This is a genomic window from Rhizobium aouanii, assembly GCF_037002925.1.
Lineage (GTDB): Bacteria > Pseudomonadota > Alphaproteobacteria > Rhizobiales > Rhizobiaceae > Rhizobium > Rhizobium aouanii.
The window spans coordinates 131792-151003 of sequence record NZ_JBAMYD010000008.1; the positions used below are offsets into that span (position 1 = coordinate 131792).

The following is a 19212-nucleotide window of genomic DNA, read 5'->3' on the forward strand; positions in this document are numbered from 1 at the left end:
CTCCTCACGCATCTGCGGAAAGAACGGCAACGCCCTCGCCGCGCTGGTGTCCGACCGTGGTCACGACGGCGGCGGTGGCGCCTGCCCGCATCGGCGCCTCATGGGCGGCGTCGAACGGCGGAACCTTGGCCTTGCCATCGACGGCAAGGGCTGCAAGCGCCAGACCCAGCGTGAACTGCGTCTCGATCGTATGGCCGGTGACCCCGCCGAAGCCGCGGATCGCAACGTCGGGTAATTGATGCTCGAGCACCGCCCGCTCACGGGCGGCAAGATCGTGCATGCCGGTCGATCCGGAAAAGATCGCCGTGCTCTCAGTGGCAAGCCCGGCAGCCGGTGCCAAAAGCCGCTCCAGCCGGACTTCAAGATTGCCGGAATTGCGGTTGCCGCGGTCGCCCTCGACCGCGTCGATGACAGCATAGATATGGGCGCCGCGGGCTCTAGCGTGCTTGCGCGATTCCAGCACCAGGAAGGCGCCGGCCGAACCGGTGATCATGCCGCCGCCATCGCTCGGCTTGCGCGACCAGAGCGGCACCCAGTCGCCGCGCGCATGGGCGCCGATCGCTTCGGTGAGCAGGATCATGTCAGGCCGCTCGGCCGCGAAGGCGCCTCCAACAAGCGCATGTGAGGATTCGCCTGATTTGATGCGGTAGAAGGCGGTCTCGACGGCGGATATGCCGGCCGCTTCCTCGCCCATAAACGTGCGCGACGAGCCGGTGACCTTGTGCACGATCGAGATATTGCCGGCGAGCAGGTTGGAAAGCTGGGCGAGGAACAGCGTCGGCCTCAGCTCGGTCGTCAGCTTCTCGTTGAGCAGCAACTCGCGGTCATTGCGCTTCAGCGCCTCGTCGACGATCAGTGTGTCGACATTGATATCGCGCTCGCCGCCGCCGGCCGCCACGATCATGTCCATCGTGCCGCAGGCCTCGATATCGTCCTTGAAACCGGCATCGTCGAGCGCAAGGCCGGCGGCAAAGACGCCGATGCGCTGCCAGTTCTCCATCTGGCGTTGATCGCCGCGTTTGGCGATCTGCTGCGACCAGTCGATCTCGGGCAGCGGATGCACCGGATAGGGCTTGAACTTTTCGGTCTCGACGATCGCTTTCGGGGTGCTCGCGGCCGAAAGCAGCGCGATATGCGCGTCCTTGCCGACGCCCTGACAGGTGACGATGCCGATGCCCGAGATGACGACGTCGTTTGCAGCCTTGCTCATCCAATCACTCCCTGCGCCGCGATCGCTTCGAGAAGCCCGATCTCGCCGGCACGTTTCTTCACGATATCGCCGAGCGGCACCTCGGAAAACGGCATGGTGCGCAGTTTCAGCTGCGCATCGCAGACCTTCTTGCCGCCGCTGGTGATTTTAGCCTTGGTGACCGCGAAACCCGAACCGTCATGCTCTAGCACCGCCTCGATGTCGAGCACGGCTTCGGGTTCGACGAAGGTGCGCATCTTGGCGCCGTCGACCGTCATCAGGAAGGGCATGGCGGCAAAATTGGTGACGGCAAGCACCAGCATGCCGGAGGCCTGGGCCATGGTCTCGATCAGGAGCACGCCGGGAACGAGCGGCATGCCGGGAAAATGACCCTCGAAGACGGGGCTCTTGGCCGGCACGACGGATCGCGCCTTAAGCGTGCCCTTCTTCAGGTCCACCGCTTCGACGCGGTCAATCATCTGGAAATATTCCAGCAGCATTCGGATCCTCCGGCCCGACAGGCCAGATCCGCCCGCCGGTGACGCCTAAGCGCGTCTGGTTCGCACTTTAGGTCTTTGTTTTTATGCATGCCGTTATCCCAAAACCGCTGCGCACTTTTGGGCGGCATGCACTAGCTAGTTAGGAACGAAACCGCCCGGCCGCCATATTCAGGGCGGCAGGGCGTTCAAAAAAGACTGTTATATCGCTCAGGCCTTGGCTGCTTTGAGCTCGTCGATCTTAGCGCAGAGGTTCTTCAGCACGAAGTATTCTTCGGTGGAAACCTTGCCTTCGTTGACTTCCTGCGTCCACTTTTCGAGCGGGATCTTGATGCCGAATTCCTTGTCGATCGCAAAGACGATGTCGAGGAAATCGAGGCTGTCGATACCGAGGTCGTCGATCGTATGGCTCTCCGGCGTGATCGTCGCGCGGTCGATCTCGCTGGTTTCTGCAATAATGTCGGCAACTTTATCGAATGTAGCGGTCACGCGCTGTACCTCATGAAATGACGATTTAAACCCCCTCATAGGCAAATCCATTTCAAAAGCCAATGCTTTCGTCCCGGCGTTGCGGCAATTTGCCGGCGGGGTGTTGCCTAAACAGCAATGGAATGCCGGCCTTTGCCGTCGTGCAAGGCGCGAGGCGATGCCGCTTTAGAAAACCCGCCCTGTCGGCGGGGTGAAGAAGCCATCCGAATCAAACCCGCGGACGGCCTCTTCTCGGCGCAGGCGCTTCCAACAACAGCCAGGGCACGGAAACTTTGATCTGGATCAAATCGCAATCCCGGCGAAATTGATAATCATCAAGCCGCGCTGGAAGAAATCGGGATAGCCGAACCCGCAATCGCGGCGTAATCGTCTACGGTATGCCCGGCATGCGCAGCTACGCCCGGCACGCGGATTTCGAAGGGATCAGGGTATGGACGTCGCACACAGTGGGGTTCTCGAGGTTGGCATCCCCGTAGCCTGCCGTTCCTGCCAGGCGCGGCACGGCGTCGTCTGCGGCGTACTGTCGAGCGGTCAGTTGAAGGACCTCGGCCGCCACTCGCTGCGCCGCAAGGTCGATGCCGGCAGCGAGATCACCGCGCAAGGCTCGGAAAGCTCTTTCTATTCGAACATCATGCGCGGGGTGGTGAAGCTCTGCAAGGTGATGCCGGACGGGCGCCAGCAGATCGTCGGCCTGCAATTCGCCCCCGATTTCGTCGGCAGGCCCTTCGTGCGCGAAAGCACGCTGTCAGCAGAGGCGGCGACCGATTCCGAAATCTGCGTCTTCCCGCGCAACCTGCTCGACCGTATGATATCGGAAACGCCGGAACTGCAGCGCAGCCTGCACGATCAGGCGCTGAAGGAGCTGGATGCCGCGCGCGAATGGATGCTGACGCTCGGCCGGCGCACCGCCGAGGAGAAGGTCGCAAGCCTGCTTCACCTCATCGCTACCCACGCCGAACCGCAAACGGCCACAAGCACCGCCTTCGACCTGCCGTTATCCCGCGCCGAGATCGCCGATTTCCTCGGGCTGACGATCGAAACCGTCAGCCGCCAGATGACCAGGCTGCGCAAGAGCGGCGTCATTCGCATCGAGAATTTCCGACATATCATCGTCCCCGACATGGATGAACTGGAGCGGATGATCAGCGCATAAGAGGGATCAGCGCGGCGCATAACCCGTTCGGTTAGCGCGTAATGACCACGCGGGTATTGGCAAGGCCGGCCTGCCGCGTCAGCGAAAAGAATTGGGCGGCATTGTCGGGGTGCAGGCGAACGCAGCCATGCGAAGCCGGCCGGCCCAGGCGCTTCAGGTCGAAAGTCGCGTGAACGGCGTAACCGCCGTTGAAGAATACGGCGAAGGGCATCGGTGCATTGTCGTATTTCCTGGAGCGGTGATCGCGCGACAGCCACTTGGCGCGCCACGAACCGGTTGGCGTGACATAGCCGTTGCGCGCGGTCGAAACCTTCCAGCGATATTTGACGAAGCCGTTCTCGGAAACGGTCATCGTCTGCTTGCCGATGCTGATATTGGCGACCAGCGTTGCTGCCTGAGCGGCAACAGGAGAAAACTGCAGCAATAAACTTGCGGCCGCAGCCGCCAAAATCGTCTTCATCATAGCCCCTCTTCGAACTCGCGCAGCTTAATTGCGCCCTCACGAAAGAGAGACTACGGCAATACTTATTAGATTGCTTTAATCCGAATGGTAATCACAATTTTAACGGCGCATCGCAGCAAGCGGATGCGCCGCAGGCTTATTGAAGCTTGCGCTTCGTCCCAGCCCGATTGAGCTGCTGGTAGGCCTTGTTCATCTTCTCGCGAATCGAGGCCATGGTGCCGAGATTATGGCCGCAGGCGGCACAGGTGATGATGTCGGTCTCCCGGATCTCGGGACGCTCGAACTTCATCTTGGTGCTCTTGCACTTCGGGCACGGTAATTCAACCTGAACTGTCATCGCTCTGCTTCCGGTCTGGTGGAGGTAGGAGGCATTTCGCATAAACGTTTGAGTGGGAATTGTCTATCGGGAGGTTGTGCCGTGTGAGTCCCTACAAAAAACACAAAAATAGTCCGAACGTAACACCGGCGAGCACCATGCAGCTGGCATAGAATACCGATACGCCGTCCTCGATGTCGCCTGAGGTCGCCACGTCGCGACCGGTGTCGTTGATCATCGGTTCACGCACGATGACGCCGCCATAAATGCGCGGGCCGGCGAGCTGGACGTTCAGCGCGCCTGCCATCGCCGCCTCCGGCCTGCCGGAGTTCGGCGAACGGTGCAGGGCCCCGTCGCGCATCGCCACCCGGATCGCCTCGCGCCCGGCGCTTATCCCCCGCCGGATCCAGGCGCCGGCGGCGATCAGCAGGATGGAGAGCCGCGCGGCCGGCCAGTTGGCGATATCGTCAAGGCGGGCGGCGGCCCAGCCGAAATCGATGTATTTTTCCGACTTGTGGCCGATCATCGAATCCGCCGTGTTCAGCATCTTGTAGGCGAAGAGCCCCGGCAGGCCGAAGACGGCATACCAGAGAGCCGGCGCCACGACGCCGTCGGAGAAATTCTCGGCAAGGCTTTCGATCGCCGCGCGGCAGACGGCTGGCTCATCCAGCGTCTCAGGATCGCGTCCGACGATGCGGGAAACGGCGGTCCGCCCGCCGGCAAGGCCCTCGTCGCGTAAGGCGACGGCGACAGCCGCGACGTGATCGGCAAGGCTTTTCTGCGCCAGGAAGATCGCCACCAGCCCGGTCTCCAGCAAGATGCCGGCAAGGCCGAACAGCGCGAAGAACCGGTTGAACACGAAGCCTGCGGCTATCGCCACCAGAAGCAGCGCCAGGATGGCGGCGACACCGTTCATCCTGCGTTGCGAGCCCGTGAGGCTTGCCGGGTTGAGCTGCTGGTCGGCATAGGAGATCGCCGCGCCGAACATGACGACGGGATGCGGCATCCGCGACCACAACCATTGCGGATCGCCGGCGACCCGGTCGAGCAGCAGCGCCAGAAGCAGTACTAGAAGGTTTTCGTCGATCGTCATCGCTCAAATCTCTGAAGGGCTTCGCCAAGCCGCCTGTCTGCCGCCGGATCAGGCGTCAGCCCGAAACGCAGCCAATCCGGCGCATAGTCGAACTTGCGGACGAGAATATGATGGCGGCAGAGATGCGTGTAAATGTCGCCGGCTCTCGCATCGGCGACAAGGGTGAAGAGCGCCGTCCCTCCTGAAATCTGCAATCCGGCGCCCAACAACACCGCTTGCAGGTCGGCGCTGCGCTCATCGATGCGGCTGCGGATCGGAGAAACGTCCGTACGCAGCAGCGAACCTGCAATCGAAAGGGCCGGGCCGGAGACCGCCCAGGGGCCGAGCCAGTGTTCGAAACGCACGAGGATATCGCTGCGCGCAATCGCAAAACCGAGCCGCAGGCCGGCAAGCCCGAAGAACTTGCCGAAAGAGCGGAAGATGATGAGGTTGGAAAGTTGCGGCGTATGGGATGCAAGGCTCAGCGCCGGATCGGTATCACCGAACGCCTCGTCGACGACGAGAAACCCGTTTCCCGCCTTCATCCTGTCATGTAGGGCAATCAGCGTTTCTGCCGGCCAGACCCGGCCATCGGGATTGTTCGGATTGACGACGACGGCCAATCGATGCCCTGCCCCGATCGCTGCGATGTCGCTGACCACATCGACGGTAAAACCGGCCGAGGTGAAGGCGCGCGCATATTCGCCATAGGTCGGCGATACCACGGCAACCTTGTTGTCCGTCACGGCGATCCTATCGTCCGTCACGGCGATCCTACCGCTCTCGACGAAACGCGGTAGAAGCTGAATCACCGATTGCGTACCGGGCACCGGCAGCGGCAGGATCTCGCCGCTGCCATAGTGATCACGCGCCGCGCGCCTTGCCTCATCGACGAGGTGCCTGTCCGGCAGGCGGTGCCAGGCTCGCGCCGGAATGTCAGGTAGCGCGACGGGGGACGGATTGATACCCGTGGAAAGATCGAGCCAGTCGTCCGGCCTGCCGCCGAAGGTAGCGGCAGCCGCGGTGATGCCGCCACCATGGGCGATCGGTGCGCTCATCCAGCAGCTCCGGCCAGATCGATCAGATGCATGTAGGAGCCCGCTACCTGATCGCGCCGGAGCCCGGCTGCACCCAGATCGGTTCCGAGTGCATCTTGCGTTGCAAACAGCCGCTTCCCCTCACCCTCCGAAACAACAGTGGAATAGTGGAATTCATGCGCCGTCATCATTCGCGCGAAAAAGGCGCCGTCGAGCGGCACGACACGGCGATAGCCGAGATGGCGTTTCCGCTTGGCATAGCTGGTGACGACGGGCAGCAGGCCGAGCATCTGATGGCGCTTGCCCTCCGCATCGATCAGCCCGTCGCCGAGCACCATGTAGCCGCCGCACTCACCGTAGATCCTGATGTCGCGCGCTGCCGCATCGACCATGCCGGCGCGGAAATTCTGCGCCACGGCCAGCCGTCCGGCATGCAGCTCGGGATAACCGCCGGGCAGATAGATCGCATCGGCATCGCCAGCCGGCGCCTCGTCGGCAAGCGGTGAGAAGAAGGAGATCGCAGCACCCCGGCGACGCCAGCCGAGCAGCATATGCTCATAAGAAAAGGCAAAGGCGACATCGCGTGCCACGGCGATACGGGCGCCCAGCGGCATCAGCCGGTCGATATTGGCGGCCGACGGCCGGTTGGGCCCCTGCCTTGCAATGCGCAGCAGGAATTCGAAATTGCATTCCTCGGAGACGGCATCCGCTGCATGGTCGATGAAATTATCGAGGGTTGCATGTTCGCCAGCCTGGACGAGGCCGAGATGGCGCTCCGGCAGGGAAAGCGCCTTGTCGTTGCCGATCACGGCGATGACAGGCATGCGGATAGCCTCCAGTGCCTGTCGCAGCATCGCCTCGTGCCGGTCGCTGCCGACCTTGTTGAGGATAACGCCGGCAACCCGGACATCGGCGCGGAAACCGGCAAAACCGGAAACCAGCGGCGCCACCGATTGCGACATGCGCGAGGCGTCGACGACGAGCACCACGGAAAGCCCGAGCTGGGCGGCGAGATCGGCCGCCGTTCCCTTTCCGTCTGCCGCCCCGTCGAACAGCCCCATCATCGCCTCGATGACGAGGATGCGGTCGCCGGAACGGTGAAGCGCGGCATTGGCCGAGATCAGCTCCGGGCGCATCGCCCAGGGATCGAAATTCAGGCAGAGCGTGCCGCTCGCTGCCGCATGAAAGGCAGGATCGATATAGTCGGGGCCGGCCTTGCCGGGCGCGACCGCGATGCCGCGCCGGCGCAGCGCCCGGAGCAGCCCGAGCGTCACCGTCGTCTTGCCGGCGCCGGAGGACGGCGCTGCGATCAGGAGGCCGCTCATGCCGTCACCTTGCTTGACCGGCGGAATGGATCCGGCTGCAGCCGCCGTCCGCCGAGCGCGCCGAGCCAATCGAGCGAGGCCCTGAGCCGCACCACCTCGCCGACGACGACCACCGCCGGCGGCTCCAGCCCGGAGGCGGCAACAGCCTCGGTCGCCTCTCCAAGCGTCGTCTCCAGCACCTGCTGTCGGCCGGTAGCGGCATTGCAAACGAAGGCGACGGCTTCCGACGGCAGCCGGCCGGCGGCGATCAGGTTGGCGCTGATCTCGGCGATATGCTTCATCGCCATATACATGACGATGACGGGCGAACCCCGGCCGATCGCATCCCAGTCGATCCTGTCGGGCACGATGCCGGAGGAATCATGGCCGGTGAGGAAGGTCACGGCATGGTTGATGTCGCGATGCGTCACCGGAATGCCGGCATAGGCGAGCCCGCCGATGCCGGCGGTGATGCCGGGCACGATGCGGAAGGGGATATTGTGCTCGACCAGCATCAGCGCCTCTTCGCCGCCGCGACCGAAGACGAAGGGATCGCCGCCCTTCAGCCGCAGCACCCGCTTGCCGGCGCGCGCCATCTCTACCAGCCGCAGCGAGATGTCGCGCTGTTTCGCCGAAGGCTTGCCGCCGCGCTTGCCGGCATATTCCACCAGCGTTTCCGGCCGCGCCAGCGCCAGGCATTCCTCGTTGACCAGCGCGTCGTGGACGATGACGTCAGCCTCGGAAAGCCCCTTGGCGGCGAGCAGCGTCAACAGCCCGGGATCGCCGGGGCCGGCGCCCACGAGCCAGACGCTGCCCGGCTCCAGCGCCGGAAGATGGGAGAATGGGGCATCGATCATCCCGCTGATCTAGGCCCCGTAAGGGGTAAGGTCAACGCCGTCAGCACCGCCTCACTCGAAGTTGCTGAGATGACCATGACTCACTTTGCGAGGAAGCGGATTCAAATCCTCGGGAAATCCGAATAACACTATGAATTATTGTCGTATTGTCGCAGAGCCGGCTGCGCCGCGGCCGGCTCCCAAGCGGTCAGGCAGCAAGCAGCGTGTCGCGGATGAGGTCGATGACCTTCTCTGACTCGATGCCGGTGCAGACGACCTGGCTCGGCAAGCCGTCCCAGTCGCCCGGCGGAAAACGCCGGCCGTCCGGCCTGACGATGGTCTGGCCGTCGGCGATGCCGCCGCAGACGACGCGCACGGCGCCTGTAATCGACGAGAACAGCTCGGGCGCCACGACGTAAACGCAGGCGCAGCTGTCATGCACCATCATGCCATCCTCGACCGAATGGCTGTAGAAATCGATATAATGCTGCGACAGCGCGTCGAGCAGCTTCACCGCCCCGTCGCCCTTCGCTGCCATCCCGCCGAGATAGCTGCGGCTCATCGTGGTGATGGAGGTGACGTCGAGACCGATGACGACGACCTTCCACGGCGCGGTCATGACGATGTCGGCCGCCTCGGGATCGCCATGAATATTGGCCTCGGCGACCGGCGAGACATTGCCCGGCACATAGAAATTGCCGCCCATGATAACGACGTCCTTGACCAGCATCGCGATCTCGGGGTCTTCCTTCAGCGCCAGCGCCAGATTGGTCATCCGGCCGACGGCGACGAGACGGACCTCGCCCGGATGGGCGCGCACGGTGTCGATGATGAAGCGATGCGCCGGGCGCGGATCGACGGGCACGTCGACCATCTCAGGCACCGCGATATTGCCGAGGCCGTTATCGCCGTGCACCATGGCCGGCCATGCCCGCTCCTCGCGCGCGTGATCGATGGTGACGCCGGCGCCCTTGGAAACGGGAGCTGCAATATTCCATTCGCGCTTGAGGAAAAGCGCATTGCGCGTCGTCATCTCGACCGAGGCATTGCCGAAAACCGTGGTGATGCCGAGAAGGTCGATTTCGGGGTGACGATGCAGGAAGAGAAGCGCCATGGCGTCGTCGACGCCGGGGTCGGTGTCATAAATGACCTTGTGCATGAGATATCCTCTAGATGTGAACCGTGAGGCTGCCGGACGGCGCCGCGAATTGGCGCCAACATAACGCCGATCAGGCTTTCTGCAACCCGCTGCGGGCAACTGCCGCCGTGGCGTGTGCAGATTTGATCTTGGCGACAGCAAGCTCGGCATTCGGCCCCGCAGCCGCCAGCGCAGCTGCCTCGGAGACCCCATGGCAGCCGACACGGGCAAAGACGGTCGCGGAAGGATTCGCCAACCGCGGCGTCTCCTCCTCCAGCCGCCCGGCGGCAAAGAATACCGCCGGCACAGAGAAATGGGCGGCGACCGAAAGCACCGCGGGCTCGTTCGTGCGGCTATCGATCGAGGCGACGGCCGCAAGGGCCTCCCCGCTGACCCCGGCCTCGCGAAGCGCCTGTTCGGCTAGCGCCAACACCTCCTGTGCCGGCGTGTCGCGCTCGCAGCCGAGCCCGAGGACGAGGCGCCGGACGGCGTCGAATTTCACTTCACCCATGATGAACGCCCCAAGGTTCCCGCGCACTATCGACAGCAGCAAGTCCCGGATGTTTAGAACTCCACACCCGGCTGCCCTTTGATGCCGGAGCGGAAAGGATGCTTAACGAGTTCCATCTCCGTCACCAGATCGGCGATCTCGATCAGTTCCTCCTTGGCGTTGCGCCCCGTCAGCACGACATGCGTCATTGCGGGCTTCTCGCTCTTCAGGAAGGCGACGACATCGTTGATGTCGAGATAGTCGTAGCGCAGCGCGATGTTGATCTCGTCGAGCAGCACCATGGAATTGCTTTCATCGCGGATCAGTTCCTTGGCCTTTTCCCAAGCGGCCGCCGCTGCGGCGACATCGCGGGCACGGTCCTGCGTTTCCCAGGTGAAACCCTCGCCCATCGTGTGGAACTGGCAGAGATCGGAGAAATGCTTCTCGATCAGGTCGCGCTCGCCGGTCCACATCGCGCCCTTGATGAACTGCACGACGGCAGACGGCTTGCCGTGGGCGATATGGCGGAAGATCATCCCGAAGGCCGCCGAGGACTTGCCCTTGCCCTTGCCCGTATGGACGATGATCAGCCCCTTGCCATCCGTCTTGGTCGCCATGATCTTGTCGCGCGCGGCCTTCTTCTTCGCCATTTTCTCGGCGTGGCGCGCATCATCCTTGCCGGTTTCGTTTTCCGGGATCTCGTCGCTCATAGCTCACCTCATTCTGTTGTTTGCAGCCAGGTGGAACCGGGCCGAATTGCTGCGCGGCGTCCAGAGGCTGCGGTCGATCGCCTCGCACAGCCGCTCTCTCATTTCGTCGAATGCCGCAGGGTTCTTCTCGATCATGAAGTCGCGCACGCCGGCATCGGCGACAAAGGCTCGGTAGACGGCCTCGAAATGATGTTCGCCGACCGCGCCCGTCGTCGCCGAAAAGGCGAAGAGATAATCGACGGTGGCGGCGATCTCGGCAGCGCCCTTGTAGCCGTGACGCATGACGCCCGCGATCCATTTCGGATTGACGACGCGCCCACGCACGACCCGGCCGATCTCCTCTTCCAGCGAGCGGATCACCGGCTTTTCCGGTCTGGAATGGTCATTGTGATAGATCGACGGCCGCACGCCGGCGAGCTGTTCGGCCGCCGCCGCCATGCCGCCCTCGAACTGGTAATAATCGTCGCTGTCGAGCAGGTCATGCTCGCGATTGTCCTGGTTCTGAATGACGGCCTGCACCGAGCGCAGCCGCTCCTCGAACAGACCGCGTTCGGCCCTGCCCTCCTCGCCGGCGCCATAGGCATAGCTGCCCCAGACGAGATAGGCCTCGGCAAGATCGGCGCGCCGCTCCCAGCCCTTCTCGTCGATCAGCGCCTGCAGGCCAGCGCCGTAAGCGCCGGGCTTCGAGCCGAAGATGCGGTAGCCCGCCCGGCGCTTTGCCGAGACTTCGTCAAGACCGGCAGCCGCAAGCCGCGCTGCCTCGCCGCGCATGCGCTCGGCAATGGGATTGTCGGCAGCATCCTCCTCCAGCGCGCCGACAGCGCGGATCGCCTTGTCGAACAGTGCGATCTGCTCGGGAAAGGCATCGCGGAAGAAGCCGGAAATGCGGAGCGTCACGTCGACGCGTGGCCGCCCGAGCATCGCCGGCGGAATGATCTCGTAGCCGGTGACACGGCGCGAGCTCATGTCCCAGAGCGGCTTGACGCCGATCAGCGCCAAGGCCTGGGCGATATCGTCGCCGCCAGTGCGCATGTTCGAGGTGCCCCAGGCCGTCAGCCCAAAGGAGACAGGCCATTCGCCGTGATCCTGCACATAGCGGCGCACCAGCAGTTCTGCCGATTTCTTGCCGAGCTCGTAGGCAGCCGGCGTCGGGACGGCGCGGCTGTCGACGGAGTAGAAATTCCGTCCGGTCGGCAGTACGTCAGGACGCCCGCGCGTCGGCGCGCCGGAGGGTCCGGGCGCGACGAAGCGGCCGTCGAGGCCCTTGAGCAAACCTTCGACCTCGGCGGGGCCGCAAGCGAGGATGGAGGGCTTGAGCCGGGTATCAACCTCGGAAAGCACAGCGTGCGTCGCCTTCCAGTCTGCGGGGCATTCGATTTCACCGGACACAAATTTCGCCGCCAGCAGTTCGATACGCTCGACGGTGTCTCCGTTAGTTCGCCAGGGTGCATCGAGGAGGTCAGCGAGGACATCAGGACGCGGGCCAGTCCAGAGAGCGGCCATGTCGGTGTCGAGAGGGTCGAAGGAGGACCCCTCCCCAACCCCTCCCCACAAGGGGGAGGGACTTACCGCTGCGCTTGCGGCAAGCTCTGCGACCACAGCGGATGGTGAGACGGTGCGCCCAGCAAGCCCCTCCCCCTTGTGGGGAGGGGTTGGGGCGGGGTCTTTTAGCTGGGAAGGGTTTTTCACCGCGTCCGCCGCAATCGCCCGCTGCAAGCTCGCATCCCCGCCCTCGCCAAGCCCGCGCGGCACCCGCGCCAAAGCCACGGTCAGGTCCGTCAGCAGCCGCCCCTCCGGCGAAACGCCGAACACATGCAGCCCATCGCGGATCTGCATTTCCTTGAGATCGCAGAGATAGGCGTCGAGTTTCTTCAGCGCCTCGCCCTCGCTTTCGCCCTTCGCGATGCCGGCATCCCGGTCGAGGCCGATATCAGTCACGAGGTCGAGGATCTGACGGCTGAGCAGACGGATGCGGCGGGGATCGCCGCCGGAGGCCTCGTAATATTCGTCGACCAGCGCCTCCAGATCCTTCAGCGGCCCGTAGCTCTCGGCCCGCGTCAAAGGCGGGGTCAGATGATCGATGATCACAGCAGCACTTCGGCGCTTGGCTTGCGTGCCCTCGCCCGGATCGTTGACGATGAAGGGATAGAGGTGCGGCAGCGGCCCGAGAATCGCTTCCGGATAACATGTCTCCGACAGCGCCAGCGCCTTGCCCGGCAGCCATTCGAGATTGCCGTGTTTGCCCATATGGATGACGGCATGGGCACCGAACTCGCGGCGCAGGAAAGCATAAAAGGCGAGATAACCGTGCGGCGGCACGAGATCCGGCGAATGATAACTTTCCTTCGGATCGATATTGTAGCCGCGCGCCGGCTGGATGCCGACGAGCACCTCGCCGAAACGGGCGAAAGGCAGGGCGAAGACGCCCTCGCGAAAATACGGATCGTCTTGCGGATTGCCCCAGCGGGCTCTCACCTCATCCTGAATCTTATTGGGAAGAGATTCCAGGAAGCTGTTGTACAGACTCAGGGAAAGCGTCTCGCGGATGATCTTTCCATCGGAACCGGAATTGGTCGGCCCTTCCATCAGGTGGCGGATCAGCGCATCGCCGTCGGCGGGAATCTCGGCGACCGGATAACCCGCCGCCCGCATGGCGCGAAGCACCTCGATGGTGCCGGCCGGCGTATCCAAGCCGACGCCATTGCCGAGCCGACCGTCGCGGTTCGGATAGTTCGCCATGACGAGCGCGATACGCCGGTCGCCGGCTGATGTCTTCCGCAAACGCGCCCAATTGGCGGCAAGCTCCGCCGTATAGCGCACCCGCCCGGCATCAGCCTGGCTGGCGACGATATTGGTCTCGACCCGCGCGTCGTAGCGGGCCGCCGTCTTGAAGGAGACCGCCCGCGCGAGCACCCGGCCATCGACTTCAGGCAGCGCCACGTTCATGCCGAGATCGCGCGCCGACAGGCCTTGTGAGGAAGAGAGCCATGCCTCCCTCGACGAGGCCGACAGGATCGCCTGCAGCACGATCGCCTCATTCGCCTCCAGCACCGTCGGCTGCCGGTCCGCACCCGGTGCCGAGACGGCAAAGCCCGTCGTGTTGATCACGACATCGGGTTTCAGCGTCGAAAACACGCTTTCGAGAATACCTGTGGAAACCGGATCCTTGAGGCTATAGGCAAAGACCGGCAGCGGCCGGAGGCCAAGTGTCATCAGCGCTTCGATCAGAGCTTCGATCGGCCCGGTCTCGCCGCTTTGGACGAGGGCGCGATAGAAGCTGATGGCGACGATGGGGGACGCCTGTTGCGCCGAGTTCGTAGTACCCCCCTCTGTCCTGCCGGGCATCTCCCCCACAAGGGGGGAGATCAGGGATGAGAGGTCCCGCTCCATATCCAAGGCCGAAGGTGCGTCACCTTCAAACGGTTCTTTTGTGGGAAGCCCATGCAACTTGCCGATCTCCCCCCTTGTGGGGGAGATGTCCGGCAGGACAGAGGGGGGTACCACGACCAAAGACGTCTCTGAAAGCGAACCAACAATCCGCCGCCACGCCTCGACCCCGATCACCCCCCGCCCCGGCCACCAGATACCTGCCTTAATCAAAGGCACAGCCGGCACCGGCTTCTCGGCACCCGACAGCATCGCCTCGGCATAGTCGAGAAAGGCCCGCGCATTGGCATCTCCGCCCTCGATCAGATAGGCCCAGAGCGCGTTGAGATCGTCGAGGTCGATATTCGAGAAAGGAACCAGCCCCGCATCCGGCCTGGCGTCACCCGGAAGCACCGCGATCAGCGCACCGGCGCGCGCTGCTGCCGCATGCAGCGCCTCCAGCGCATAATGAAAGTAGCTGGCGCCGCCGAGTGCGCGCACGATGATCAGCTTCGCATGCCGCGCCGTGCGCTCGATATAGGTGTCGACCGACATCGGATGCTTGAGACTCATCAGGCTGGCGAGCCTCAGCGAAGGTGCCGCCCCGCACTCGCGATGAGCGGCTGCAATCGCGGCAAGCTCGCTGTCGGCCGCCGACAGGAACAGGATATCGCCCGGCGTCTGCCCGAGGTCGATTGCCTCCTCGCCGTCGCTGATCGTTCCCTGCTGGGCCAGAAGCAGATGCATCGGGTTACGCCAGCGCTTCGATCGCCGCCCTCACCGCGTCCTGATCCATTTCGTGCAGGCCGATGACGACAAGGCGCGTGGCGCGTTTTTCGCTTGGCGTCCAGGCGCGGTCGAAATAATGGTCGATGCGGCTGCCGACGGCCTGGAGCTGCAGGCGCATCGGCTTACCTGAGACATCCACGAAACCCTTGAGCCGCAGCACGTCATGGGCTGATATGATGCCCTTCAGCCCTTCGACAAAGCCGGCGGGATCGGCGATCGGGCCGAGCTCGACGACGAAGCTGTCGAATTCATCGTGGTCGTGCGGCGCACCGTCCTCATGCTCCAGCTCGTGGCGCGACTTGCGATTGGCGATATCGTCCTCCGTGCCGATGCCGAGGCCGAGCAGGATGCCGGCCGACACCTCGCCATTCCGCGCCTCGATCATCACGGGCTTGCGCACCGTGCGGGAGGCGACCTCGTCGCGCACCCTGATGAGGCCGGCAGCGTCGATCAGGTCAGTCTTGTTGAGCACGATGAGGTCGGCGCAGGTCAGCTGATCCTCGAACAACTCCTCGATCGGGCTCTCGTGGTCGAGCGCCTCATCCTCGGCGCGGCGCGCATCGACGGCATCATGGTCGTCAGCAAAACGGCCGGCGGCAACAGCGGCGCTGTCGACCACCGTGATGACGCCGTCGACGGTCACCTGGGTGCGAATGTCGGGCCAGTTGAAGGCGGCGACCAGCGGCTGCGGCAAAGCAAGGCCCGAGGTCTCGATGACGATATGGTCGGGCCGCTGTTCGCGCTCGAGCAGCTTCGTCATCGTCGGAATGAAATCGTCCGCAACGGTGCAGCAGATGCAGCCATTGGTGAGCTCGATGATGTCGTCCTCGGTGCAATTCTCCGCACCGCAGCCCTTCAGCACGTCGCCATCGACGCCGAGATCGCCGAATTCGTTGATGATCAGCGCAATCTTCTTGCCGCCGGCATTGGTGAGCAGATTGCGGATCATCGTCGTCTTGCCGGCGCCAAGGAAGCCGGTGATGACGGTTGCGGGAATCTTCTGCTGGTTCATGGACTTAACCCTTCATTTTCAGCGGCAGGCCTGCCGCGATGAAATAAACTTCGGCGGCCATCGCCGCGATCGACTGGTGCAAGCGGCCGGCATGATCGCGAAAATCCCGCGCCATGCGATTGTCGGGCACGATGCCGAGACCGACCTCGTTGGAAACGAAAACGAGCCGCGCTTTCGCGGCGGGAAGGAAATCGGCAAGGGCGGCAAATTCCGTCGCCACGTTCCGCTCCTCCATCATCAGATTGGTGACCCAGAGCGTCAGGCAGTCGATCAACACGATGCGCCCCTCGCCGTCGATGACGGTAAGTTTGCCGACGAGATCGAGCGGCTCTTCATGCGTCGTCCAGGATGGGCCGCGATCGGTCTTGTGTTGGGTGATGCGCACCTGCATCTCCTCGTCCCATGCCCGTCCGGTGGCAAGGTAGTGGCGATCGAGACCGGTCGCCGTCACGAGGTCTTCGGCGAAGCGGGATTTGCCGGAACGTGCGCCGCCGAGGACGAAGGTGGCGGTCATACTCAAACGCCCCTCAGAGAAAGTGCGTAGCCGTGGCTTGTTCCGCGTGCACCATTCTCGGCTACTGAGGGTGTGACGCCCCCGTCTGTCCTGCCGGACATCTCCCCCCTAAGGGGGGAGATTGAATCGCCGAGAGCTTTTCTCCAAACAATTGATGTAGGACGACGGTCGTGCTGCTTGCCGATCTCCCTCCTTGTAGGGGAGATGTCCGGCAGGACAGAGGGGGGTACCCAGCATTCGACATAAGCGGCCGAAAGCACTCCTCTTGCAGCGCTGCTTGGAAGCGTCGCGCGCGCCGCACCAGGCCACGCCGAATTCAATCGTTCAGCCAAGACAACCTCCGTGCTGGCAACGGGCATAATACCCAGGTGTGGGCTTCTCGCCCGGCACGCATGGCAGGTCTCCTGGCTCGCGGTTATCGGCCGCGATCGGGGCTGACCGGAAACCGGTCGCCCTGATCGTGCCAGCGGATCATCCTCGCCTTCCCGGCTGCATCGGTGAAAAGGTGGACGATTCGTAGACTTGAGAGGCGTCCGACCCCGGTTGATCACCATGCATATCCAGTGGCTTTTCCGGCATGTCGCCCATCCCGCCCGCTTGCATTATTGCAAGCCGTCAGCCGGAAGGGCTTGATACCGGATGGAAGACCCTGACCGCTCTACAGTCGCGGGGTCGGCTGTGATGAAGGCGCCCGGCTTGGGTCCGCCCCGCCACATTCCCTTTTCATCCGGAAGGGCGCAACACCGATCCGGAACCATCCGTTATGTCAGGATGGTCAGTCGACCATCCGTTATCGGGATGGTTAGGCAAGCGCAGGGATGAAGTCAACCGGCCTTCGCGGCCGCCTGATCGCCAGTTCCGAGGCGTGGCTACCCAAACACGACTTACCCTACCTAGAATATCGTCATTTATCAGAGACTTACGTCATCGAAATTTATTCCAACCGCCGGCTTTTCGCCGCAATTGCATCGCAAGCGGACTGCGCGACCATCTCTGCCCTTGACCGGGCCTCTCCCCGCCTAGTTGTCTAGCCATGCTTATGAAATTGGATCGGCGCCGTTTCCGCGCGCTGCGTGTTTTCTTCGATCCGGGACGCCTGCGGGCGCTGACCCGGCGTAGCGAGGTCGGCCTGTCGCTGGCGGGCGCCGTCGTCGGCATCATCTCCGGTCTCGCCGTCACCGGCATGAGCTACGTCTCCAACGAGCTGCATCAGCTGGTCTTCGGCATCGCCGACAGCGAACGGTTGAGCTCCTCCGAGATTGAGAACAAGCTGCTCCTGCTCACCGCCCCGGTTATCGGCGGAGCCCTGCTCGGTCTGCTGCTTTTCGTGCTGGCGAAACGGCGCAAGAAGCCGATGGTCGACCCGATCGAGGCCAATGCGCTGCATGGCGGCCGCCTGTCACTGACCGACAGCATCATCGTTGCCGTGCAGAACCTGATCTCCAATGGTTTCGGCGCCTCCGTCGGCCTGGAGGCCGGCTATACCCAGCTTGCCGCCGGGCTCGCCTCGAAATTCGGCCTGAAGCTGCAGCTTCGCCGCTCGGACCTGCGCACCCTCGTTGGCTGCGGCGCGGCAGGCGCTATCGCCGCCGCCTTCAACGCGCCGCTGACCGGCGCCTTCTATGCTTTCGAGCTGATCATCGGCACCTATACGATCGTCTCGCTGACCCCTGTCGTCGTCTCCGCCCTTGTCTCCACCTTGGTCGCAAGACTGCTCGCCGGCAGCGATTTCACCATCGATATCGGCAGCTTCGGCTCGGTCGCGCCGGCCGACTATATTCCTGCCCTGCTGCTCGGCGTCTTTTGCGCCGGCATCGGCATCCTGATCATGCAGGGCGTCGCCTTCATCGAGGAGCTCGCGCGCAAGAGTTCGATCGCCCCACCCTTCCGCCCGGCACTCGGCGGCATCATCGTCGGGCTGTTGGCGATGATCTCGCCGCAGGTGCTCTCAGCCGGCCACGGCGCGCTGCATCTCAACCTTTCCCATGACGTGGCGATCCCGACGCTGATCGGCCTCTTCTTGTTGAAATCCTTCGCCTCGGCGATCTCGATCGGCTCCGGCTTCAGGGGCGGTCTGTTCTTCGCCTCGCTGTTCATGGGCGCACTGCTCGGCAAGCTCTTTGCCTATTGCGGCCCCTATTTCGCCGATGCGACGCTGACGCCCGTCATCTATGCCGTGGTCGGCATGAGTTCGCTTGCCGTCGCCGTCATCGGCGGACCGCTGACCATGACGTTCCTGGCGCTCGAAATCACCGGCGATTTTCCGATCACCGCACTGGTGCTCGCTGCCGTCATCACCTCCTCGCTGGTCGTGCGATCGACCTTCGGCTACTCCTTCGCCACGTGGCGTTTTCATCTCCGCGGCGAAAGCATCCGCAGCGCCCACGATGTCGGCTGGATCCGCAACCTGACGGTCGACAAGCTGATGCGCGCCGACGTCAAGACCGCAAGGGCGGGCATCTCGCTGGAGGAATTCAAGAAGGCCTTTCCGATCGGCTCCGCCCAGCGCGTCATCCTTGTCGAAGAGAGCGACAAATATGCGGGCCTCGTGCTGGTGCCGGAGATCTACGCCAACCCGACCGATGCGCAGGACGAGGGTAAGACGCTTGCCGATTTCATCCACTACCGAAACGATTTCCTGCAGCCGCAGATGAATGCCAGGCAGGCGGCGGCGATCTTCGACAAGAGCGAAAGCGAAGCGCTCGCCGTCGTCAACAACCTGATCGAACGCAAGGTGATCGGCCAGCTCAGCGAAAGCTATACGCTGCGCCGCTACAGCGAAGAACTCGACCGCCGCCGCCGTGAAGTGTCAGGCGAGATCTGAGCGTCGCCGCGCC

The 19212-nt window shown here is 63.5% G+C and carries 17 protein-coding genes and 1 riboswitch; of the genes, 2 read left to right on the forward strand and 15 right to left on the reverse strand.

The annotated features are described in order from the left end of the window. Positions 1-4: 4 nt before the first annotated feature. The 3 genes from V8P77_RS15800 to V8P77_RS15810 form a co-directional block, all read right to left on the reverse strand. Positions 5-1210 (reverse strand): beta-ketoacyl-ACP synthase, encoded by a 1206-nt coding sequence (locus V8P77_RS15800; RefSeq protein WP_221962104.1) that lies wholly within the window; start codon positions 1208-1210, stop codon positions 5-7. Continuing rightward, positions 1207-1689, reverse strand: coding sequence for a 3-hydroxyacyl-ACP dehydratase FabZ family protein (locus tag V8P77_RS15805; RefSeq protein ID WP_003540474.1), 483 nt, complete (start codon positions 1687-1689; stop codon positions 1207-1209). Before V8P77_RS15805 ends, V8P77_RS15800 begins: the two co-directional genes overlap by 4 nt. A gap of 207 nt (positions 1690-1896) precedes the next feature. Further along, a complete protein-coding gene (locus V8P77_RS15810; RefSeq protein WP_003540486.1) occupies positions 1897-2175 on the reverse strand; it encodes an acyl carrier protein in 279 nt (92 codons plus the stop codon). A gap of 430 nt (positions 2176-2605) precedes the next feature. On the opposite strand from V8P77_RS15810, the gene V8P77_RS15815 reads away from it, so the two are divergent. Beyond that, entirely contained in the window at positions 2606-3328 is a 723-nt protein-coding gene (locus V8P77_RS15815) for a Crp/Fnr family transcriptional regulator (RefSeq protein ID WP_335913285.1), read from the forward strand. Positions 3329-3359: 31 nt separating this feature from the next. On the opposite strand, the gene V8P77_RS15820 is transcribed toward V8P77_RS15815, so the two are convergent. From V8P77_RS15820 to cobU, 12 genes are all read right to left on the reverse strand, one after another. After that, positions 3360-3791 (reverse strand): L,D-transpeptidase, encoded by a 432-nt coding sequence (locus V8P77_RS15820; RefSeq protein WP_027668416.1) that lies wholly within the window; start codon positions 3789-3791, stop codon positions 3360-3362. 136 nt (positions 3792-3927) lie between these two features. Beyond that, complete coding sequence (locus tag V8P77_RS15825) at positions 3928-4128, reverse strand: ECs_2282 family putative zinc-binding protein (RefSeq protein WP_026265292.1); 201 nt, start codon at positions 4126-4128, stop codon at positions 3928-3930. Between the two features lie 91 nt (positions 4129-4219). Beyond that, positions 4220-5200: an adenosylcobinamide-phosphate synthase CbiB gene (gene cbiB / locus V8P77_RS15830; protein WP_335913286.1), complete on the reverse strand. Its 981-nt coding sequence runs from the start codon at positions 5198-5200 to the stop codon at positions 4220-4222. Continuing rightward, on the reverse strand, positions 5197-6237 hold the full coding sequence (gene cobD, locus V8P77_RS15835; protein WP_335913287.1) for a threonine-phosphate decarboxylase CobD: 1041 nt from the start codon (positions 6235-6237) through the stop codon (positions 5197-5199). Before cobD ends, cbiB begins: the two co-directional genes overlap by 4 nt. Next, positions 6234-7541 (reverse strand): cobyrinic acid a,c-diamide synthase CobB, encoded by a 1308-nt coding sequence (locus tag V8P77_RS15840; protein ID WP_335913288.1) that lies wholly within the window; start codon positions 7539-7541, stop codon positions 6234-6236. Before V8P77_RS15840 ends, cobD begins: the two co-directional genes overlap by 4 nt. Beyond that, positions 7538-8377: a uroporphyrinogen-III C-methyltransferase gene (cobA, locus tag V8P77_RS15845; protein ID WP_335913289.1), complete on the reverse strand. Its 840-nt coding sequence runs from the start codon at positions 8375-8377 to the stop codon at positions 7538-7540. The genes V8P77_RS15840 and cobA overlap by 4 nt, the downstream gene beginning before the upstream one ends. Before the next feature lie 187 nt (positions 8378-8564). Further along, complete coding sequence (locus V8P77_RS15850) at positions 8565-9515, reverse strand: nucleoside hydrolase (RefSeq protein WP_335913290.1); 951 nt, start codon at positions 9513-9515, stop codon at positions 8565-8567. Between the two features lie 70 nt (positions 9516-9585). Then, positions 9586-10005, reverse strand: coding sequence for a cobalamin biosynthesis protein (locus V8P77_RS15855; protein WP_335913291.1), 420 nt, complete (start codon positions 10003-10005; stop codon positions 9586-9588). A 53-nt stretch (positions 10006-10058) separates the two neighbouring features. Further along, entirely contained in the window at positions 10059-10694 is a 636-nt protein-coding gene (gene cobO, locus V8P77_RS15860) for a cob(I)yrinic acid a,c-diamide adenosyltransferase (protein WP_335913292.1), read from the reverse strand. A gap of 3 nt (positions 10695-10697) precedes the next feature. Continuing rightward, positions 10698-14807 (reverse strand): cobaltochelatase subunit CobN, encoded by a 4110-nt coding sequence (gene cobN, locus V8P77_RS15865; protein WP_335913293.1) that lies wholly within the window; start codon positions 14805-14807, stop codon positions 10698-10700. Between the two features lie 4 nt (positions 14808-14811). Then, positions 14812-15861, reverse strand: a complete 1050-nt coding sequence (gene cobW, locus V8P77_RS15870) for a cobalamin biosynthesis protein CobW (RefSeq protein ID WP_335913294.1) — start codon at positions 15859-15861, stop codon at positions 14812-14814. 4 nt (positions 15862-15865) lie between these two features. Then, positions 15866-16375 (reverse strand): bifunctional adenosylcobinamide kinase/adenosylcobinamide-phosphate guanylyltransferase, encoded by a 510-nt coding sequence (gene cobU / locus V8P77_RS15875; RefSeq protein WP_335913295.1) that lies wholly within the window; start codon positions 16373-16375, stop codon positions 15866-15868. 377 nt (positions 16376-16752) lie between these two features. Continuing rightward, positions 16753-17149, reverse strand: a riboswitch (cobalamin riboswitch). Positions 17150-17408: 259 nt separating this feature from the next. Between cobU and V8P77_RS15880 the strand changes: the two genes are divergently transcribed. Next, a complete protein-coding gene (locus tag V8P77_RS15880; RefSeq protein WP_335913296.1) occupies positions 17409-19199 on the forward strand; it encodes a chloride channel protein in 1791 nt (596 codons plus the stop codon). Positions 19200-19212 lie beyond the last annotated feature (13 nt).

Excerpts from the sequence above, each read along its gene's own strand:
- V8P77_RS15800 (WP_221962104.1), bottom strand. The coding sequence starts at position 1,210 with ATGAGCAAGGCTGCAAACGACGTCGTCATCTCGGGCATCGGCATCGTC.
- V8P77_RS15805 (WP_003540474.1), bottom strand. The coding sequence starts at position 1,689 with ATGCTGCTGGAATATTTCCAGATGATTGACCGCGTCGAAGCGGTGGAC.
- V8P77_RS15815 (WP_335913285.1), top strand. The coding sequence starts at position 2,606 with ATGGACGTCGCACACAGTGGGGTTCTCGAGGTTGGCATCCCCGTAGCC.
- V8P77_RS15820 (WP_027668416.1), bottom strand. The coding sequence starts at position 3,791 with ATGATGAAGACGATTTTGGCGGCTGCGGCCGCAAGTTTATTGCTGCAG.
- V8P77_RS15825 (WP_026265292.1), bottom strand. The coding sequence starts at position 4,128 with ATGACAGTTCAGGTTGAATTACCGTGCCCGAAGTGCAAGAGCACCAAG.
- cbiB (WP_335913286.1), bottom strand. The coding sequence starts at position 5,200 with ATGACGATCGACGAAAACCTTCTAGTACTGCTTCTGGCGCTGCTGCTC.
- cobD (WP_335913287.1), bottom strand. The coding sequence starts at position 6,237 with ATGAGCGCACCGATCGCCCATGGTGGCGGCATCACCGCGGCTGCCGCT.
- V8P77_RS15840 (WP_335913288.1), bottom strand. The coding sequence starts at position 7,541 with ATGAGCGGCCTCCTGATCGCAGCGCCGTCCTCCGGCGCCGGCAAGACG.
- cobA (WP_335913289.1), bottom strand. The coding sequence starts at position 8,377 with ATGATCGATGCCCCATTCTCCCATCTTCCGGCGCTGGAGCCGGGCAGC.
- V8P77_RS15850 (WP_335913290.1), bottom strand. The coding sequence starts at position 9,515 with ATGCACAAGGTCATTTATGACACCGACCCCGGCGTCGACGACGCCATG.
- V8P77_RS15855 (WP_335913291.1), bottom strand. The coding sequence starts at position 10,005 with ATGGGTGAAGTGAAATTCGACGCCGTCCGGCGCCTCGTCCTCGGGCTC.
- cobO (WP_335913292.1), bottom strand. The coding sequence starts at position 10,694 with ATGAGCGACGAGATCCCGGAAAACGAAACCGGCAAGGATGATGCGCGC.
- cobN (WP_335913293.1), bottom strand. The coding sequence starts at position 14,807 with ATGCATCTGCTTCTGGCCCAGCAGGGAACGATCAGCGACGGCGAGGAG.
- cobW (WP_335913294.1), bottom strand. The coding sequence starts at position 15,861 with ATGAACCAGCAGAAGATTCCCGCAACCGTCATCACCGGCTTCCTTGGC.
- cobU (WP_335913295.1), bottom strand. The coding sequence starts at position 16,375 with ATGACCGCCACCTTCGTCCTCGGCGGCGCACGTTCCGGCAAATCCCGC.
- V8P77_RS15880 (WP_335913296.1), top strand. The coding sequence starts at position 17,409 with ATGCTTATGAAATTGGATCGGCGCCGTTTCCGCGCGCTGCGTGTTTTC.